The 5,115-nt window shown below is 69.5% G+C and carries 3 protein-coding genes; 1 reads left to right on the forward strand and 2 read right to left on the reverse strand.

Features of this window, described 5'->3' with window-relative positions:
- Positions 1–9: 9 nt before the first annotated feature.
- Positions 10–2,457, reverse strand: a complete 2,448-nt coding sequence (gene gyrB / locus K2X24_RS17265) for a DNA topoisomerase (ATP-hydrolyzing) subunit B (protein ID WP_292499563.1) — start codon at positions 2,455–2,457, stop codon at positions 10–12.
- A gap of 222 nt (positions 2,458–2,679) precedes the next feature.
- A complete protein-coding gene (locus K2X24_RS17270) occupies positions 2,680–3,324 on the reverse strand; it encodes an MBL fold metallo-hydrolase (RefSeq protein WP_238279518.1) in 645 nt (214 codons plus the stop codon).
- Between the two features lie 202 nt (positions 3,325–3,526).
- On the opposite strand from K2X24_RS17270, the gene K2X24_RS17275 reads away from it, so the two are divergent.
- The coding region (locus K2X24_RS17275; RefSeq protein ID WP_292499564.1) for an AarF/UbiB family protein at positions 3,527–5,115 on the forward strand (1,589 nt) is incomplete at its 3' end.

Consider the following 5,115-nt stretch of genomic DNA (forward strand, 5'->3'; position numbering starts at 1 on the left):
CCGGTGCGATCAGACATCGAGGTTGGCGACGCTGAGCGCGTTGTCCTGGATGAACTCGCGGCGGGGTTCCACCACGTCGCCCATCAGCTTCACGAACAGGTCGTCGGCGTCCTGGGTGTCCTTCACCTTCACCTGGAGGAGCGAGCGCACGTCGCGGTCGAGGGTGGTCTCCCAGAGTTGCTGGGCGGTCATCTCGCCCAGGCCCTTGTAGCGCTGGAGCTGCAGGCCCTTGCGGCCGAAGGCCATCACCGCCTCGAACAGGCCGACCGGGCCGTGCAGGACCGTCTCGTCGCCCTTGCGCGCGTAAGCGACGGGCTCGTCGTAGATCTCGCGCAGGGCCTCGGCCCGGTCGGCGAGGCGGCGCGCCTCCTGCGAGGCCAGCAGCGCGGCGTCGAGGGTCGCCACCTGGCGCACGCCGCGCAGGGTCCGGCTGAGGACGTAGCCGCCCTCCGCGGCCGAGCCCTCCCAGCCGCGCTCGATGTCGTCCGCGATCCGGTCCATGCGCCGGGCGGTCTCCTGGGCCAGCACCTCGGCCTCGGCCTGATTCTCGTCGACGTTGATCCGGAAGGCGCCGGCGATCAGCGCCTGCTCCACCACGGCGCGGTCGTAGCGGGTGTGGAGCGCCTGCATCAGTCCGCGGAACTGGCGGGCCTCCTCGACCAGGGATTTGAGCTGCGCGCCGCCGAACTCGGTGCCGGAGGCCAGCCGCAGCACGGCTCCGTCCACGCCCGCGTCGATGAGGTAGTCCTCGAGCGCGCGCTCGTCCTTAAGGTAGATCGCCGACTTGCCCTTGGCGGCTTTGTAGAGGGGCGGCTGGGCGATGTAGAGGTGCCCGCGCTCGATCACCTCCGGCATCTGCCGGAAGAAGAACGTCAGCAGCAGGGTGCGGATGTGCGAGCCGTCGACGTCGGCATCCGTCATGATGATGATGCGGTGGTAGCGCAGCTTCTCGGGATTGAAGCCCTCGCGGTCCGTGGAGGAGCGGCCAATGCCGGCGCCCAGCGCCGTGATCAGCGTGCCGATCTCGGCCGAGGACAGCATCCGGTCGGCGCGCACGCGCTCGACGTTGAGGATCTTGCCGCGCAGGGGGAGCACCGCCTGGAAGGTGCGGTCGCGGCCTTGCTTGGCCGAACCGCCGGCGGAATCGCCCTCCACCAGCAGGATCTCGCATTTCGACGGGTCGCGCTCCTGGCAGTCGGCGAGTTTGCCGGGCAAGGAGGCGATATCGAGCACGCCCTTGCGGGTCACGGTCTCGCGGGCCTTGCGGGCCGCCTCGCGGGCCGAGGCTGCCATGATGACCTTGGCCATCACCGAGCGGGCCAGCGCCGGGTTCTCCTCGAGCCAGTTCGAGAGCCCCTCGTTGAGGACGTTCTCCACGGCCGGGCGCACCTCCGAGGAGACGAGCTTGTCCTTGGTCTGCGAGGAGAATTTCGGGTCCGGCACCTGCACCGAGATGACGGCGGTGAGGCCCTCGCGGCAATCCTCGCCGGTCAGCGAGATCTTTTCGCGCTTGGCGATGCCCGACGACTCGGAATAGCCGGTGATCTGGCGGGTGAGCGCGGCGCGGAACCCCGCCATGTGGGTGCCGCCGTCGCGCTGCGGGATGTTGTTGGTGAAGGGCAGCACGGTCTCGTTGAACGAGTCGTTCCACCAGAGCGCCACCTCGACGCGGATGTTGTCGCGCTCGGCCCGCACCATCACGGGCTTCTGCATGCCGTCGATGGGTTTGCGCGAGCGGTCGAGGTAACGCACGAAGGCCTCGATGCCGCCTTCGTAGAACAGCTCCTCGCGCTTGTGCTCGGCGTGGCGCGCATCGGTGAGAACGATGCGCACGCCGGAATTGAGGAAGGCGAGTTCGCGCAGGCGCTTCTCCAGCGTCGCGTAGTCGAACTCGATCATCGTGAAGGTCTCGGTGGAGGGCAGGAACGACACCTCCGTGCCGCGCCGGCCGTTGCCGTCGCCGACGATGATCAGCGGCGAGACCGCGTCACCGTGGCGGAACTCCATCGCGTGCTCCTTGCCGTTGCGCCAGATGCGCAGGCGGAGCCACTGCGAGAGGGCGTTGACCACCGAGACGCCAACGCCGTGCAGGCCGCCGGAGACCTTGTAGGAGTTCTGGTCGAACTTACCGCCCGCGTGCAGCTGGGTCATGATGACCTCGGCCGCCGAGACCCCCTCCTCCTTGTGGATGTCGGTGGGGATGCCGCGGCCGTTGTCGGAGACCGTGACCGAGCCGTCGGCGTTCAGGGTGACGGTGACGAGGTCCGCGTGGCCCGCGAGCGCCTCGTCGATGGCGTTGTCGACCACCTCGTAGACCATGTGGTGCAGGCCCGAGCCGTCGTCGGTGTCGCCGATATACATGCCGGGGCGCTTGCGCACGGCGTCGAGCCCCTTGAGGACCCGGATGGATTCCGCGCCGTAGGCATCGGCCGCGAGTTTGTGGGAGCTGTCGGACATGAACTTCCTCGGGCAGGCGGGCGCTCGGGCTGGGCTCGTCGGCCCGGGCCGGACCCCCGCGCGCCTGCGTTTCTTCTTGATTCACCCAATATAGGCGTTTCGCATTGGGAATGCATCGTTTCCGGGCCCGCCGGGGCCCCGAAACGCCGTCATGATGCGCGCGCCGCTTTAACCAAAGGTCAAGGGCGCGCGGCCGGTCCGCCAGGGGCGGCCCGGCCCGCCTCAATCCTGCAGGAACGGGTTGGTCAGGCGCTCTTCGCCCAGCGTGCTGGTCGGGCCGTGGCCGGGGATGAAGGCCACGTCGTCGCCGAGCGGCAGTACCCGGTCCTTGATCGCCCGGATCAGCTGCTCGTGGCTGCCGCCGGGCAGGTCCGTGCGGCCGACCGAGCCCTTGAACACCACGTCGCCCACCAGGGCGAAGCGTGCGTCGCGGCTCATGAACACCACGCTGCCGGGGGAGTGGCCGGGGGCGTGCAGGATGTCGAAGGCCAAGCCCCCCACCTCGACCACGTCGCCGTCCGCGAGCCAGCGGTCCGGCGTCACCGCGCGCGCGCCGTCGAGGCCGTAATTGGCGCCCGTTTCCGGCAGGCTGTCGAGGAGGTAGCGGTCGGCCTCGTGCGGACCCTCGATCGGCACGCCGAGCCGGTCCCGCAGCTCCGCCGCGCCGCCCGCATGGTCGATGTGGCCGTGGGTGAGCAGGATCTTCTCGATGGTGATGCCCTGACCGGCGATCGCCGCCTCGATGCGCTCCAGGTCGCCGCCCGGGTCGACCACGGCGCCGACCTTGGTCTCGTCCGACCAGATCAGGGTGCAGTTCTGCTGGAAGGGGGTCACCGGAACTATTCCGGCGCGGGGCGTGCCTGGCATCGGGGGTCTCGCGGGGATGGCGCCGCGGCGGCGCGGGATGCCGCCTGTCTAGCCCGAGATCGGTGCGGGCGCGAATCCGTCGCGTCCCCGGCGGTCCCACGGTCAAACTTCGGCCTCGCCACGGGACTAGTGGAGCCTTAACCACCATTCGGCCGTCCGTCGCGGACGGCCTCCCCTCCCCCGCCCCGGGTCTCGCGTACACATGCTGAAAACCGCCTTCGTCGCCGCACGGGACCGGCAGCGCCTCGGGGAGATCGCGTCCGTCCTCATCGGCTTCGGCGTGACCAAGGTCGTCGAGCGCCTCGGCCTCGCCCAGGTGGCGCGGCTGGCCAAGCGCCGGACGCCGCAGGTGGACATCGCCCGCCTGTCGCAGCCCCAGCGGGTGCGGCGCGCCATCGAGACCCTGGGGCCGACCTTCGTCAAGCTCGGCCAGATCCTCGCGAGCCGGCCCGACCTCCTCACCCCGGAATGGACCGAGGAGCTGGAGAAGCTCCACAGCCAGGTCTCGCCGATTCCCTGGGAGCGCATCCGGCCCCAGCTGGAGGAGGATCTCGGCGGCCCGGCCTCGGAGATCTTCGCCGAGTTCGACACCACGCCGCTGGCGGCCGCCTCCATCGCGCAGGTCTACCGCGCCCGCCTTCTGACCGGCGAGGAGGTGGTGGTGAAGGTGCTGCGGCCAGGGCTCCGCAAGACCATCGAGGCGGACCTGCGCCTGATGGGCCATGCCACCCGCATCGTCGTGGACGAGTGGCCGGAATTCGGGCGCTACCAGCCCCAGGAACAGATGCGCCACCTCGCCAGCGGCCTCTACGGCGAGCTCGACCTCATCAACGAGGCCCGCAACTGCGAGACCATCGCGGCGATCTTCGCCGACCGCGACGACATCGTGGTGCCCAAGATCCACTGGGAATGGACCTCGGAACGCGTGCTCGTGCAGGAATTCGTGCACGGCATTCCGCCCAACGACCATGCTCGGCTGGATGCGGCCGGTTACGACAAGGTGCTGCTCGCCCAGAAGGGCACGGACGCCTTCCTGCAGATGGCGCTCATCGAGGGCGTGTTCCACGCCGACCCGCATCCGGGCAACATGCTGATCATGCCGGGCAACCGGATCGGCTTCATCGATTTCGGCATCATCGGGCGGCTGTCGCAGCGCCGGCGCACGCAACTCTTGATGCTGATCGGCGCCATGCTCAAGGAGGATTCCGACGGGCTGATGGCGGTGCTCCTCGACTGGAGCGGATCGAGCAACCCGGACCTCACCAAGCTCGAGGCCTCCTCCCAGGCCTTCGTGGCCCGCCACACCGGCGCCTCGCTGGATTTCGGCGCGCTGCTGACCGACTTCATGACCATGGCGCGCGAGAACGATCTGGCCATGCCCACCGATCTCGCCATCCTGTTCAAGGGGTTGGTGACGGCCGACGGCGTGATGCGCCAGCTCGATCCCGGCTTCGACCTGTTCTCCGCCGCCGGCCCGACCGTGAGGCGCAAGCTCGCCTCGCAGTTCTCGATCAAGGGGTTGACCCGCAAGGTCGAGGCGGTGGGCGCGGGCCTGTTCGGCGCGGCCTCCGAGCTGCCGACCCTGATCCACCTCATGCTGGTGCGCCTGAAGCAGGGCCGGGTCACCGTCGAGATCGAGCTCAAGGGCATCGAGAAGCTCACCCGCGGCATCGAGCGCGCCGCCGCCCGCATCGCCGTGGCGCTGATCGTCGCCGCCTTCGCGACGCAGCTCGCCCCCCGTTTCATGGACCTCGGCACCCCCGCCTTCATCACCGTCGGCGCCATGGTCTG

Origin of the sequence: Methylobacterium sp. (assembly GCF_019750675.1) — a bacterium.
GTDB lineage: Bacteria > Pseudomonadota > Alphaproteobacteria > Rhizobiales > Beijerinckiaceae > Methylobacterium.

Coding starts and splice junctions, on each gene's coding strand:
- gyrB (WP_292499563.1), bottom strand. CDS start 2,457: ATGTCCGACAGCTCCCACAAACTCGCGGCCGATGCCTACGGCGCGGAA.
- K2X24_RS17270 (WP_238279518.1), bottom strand. CDS start 3,324: ATGCCAGGCACGCCCCGCGCCGGAATAGTTCCGGTGACCCCCTTCCAG.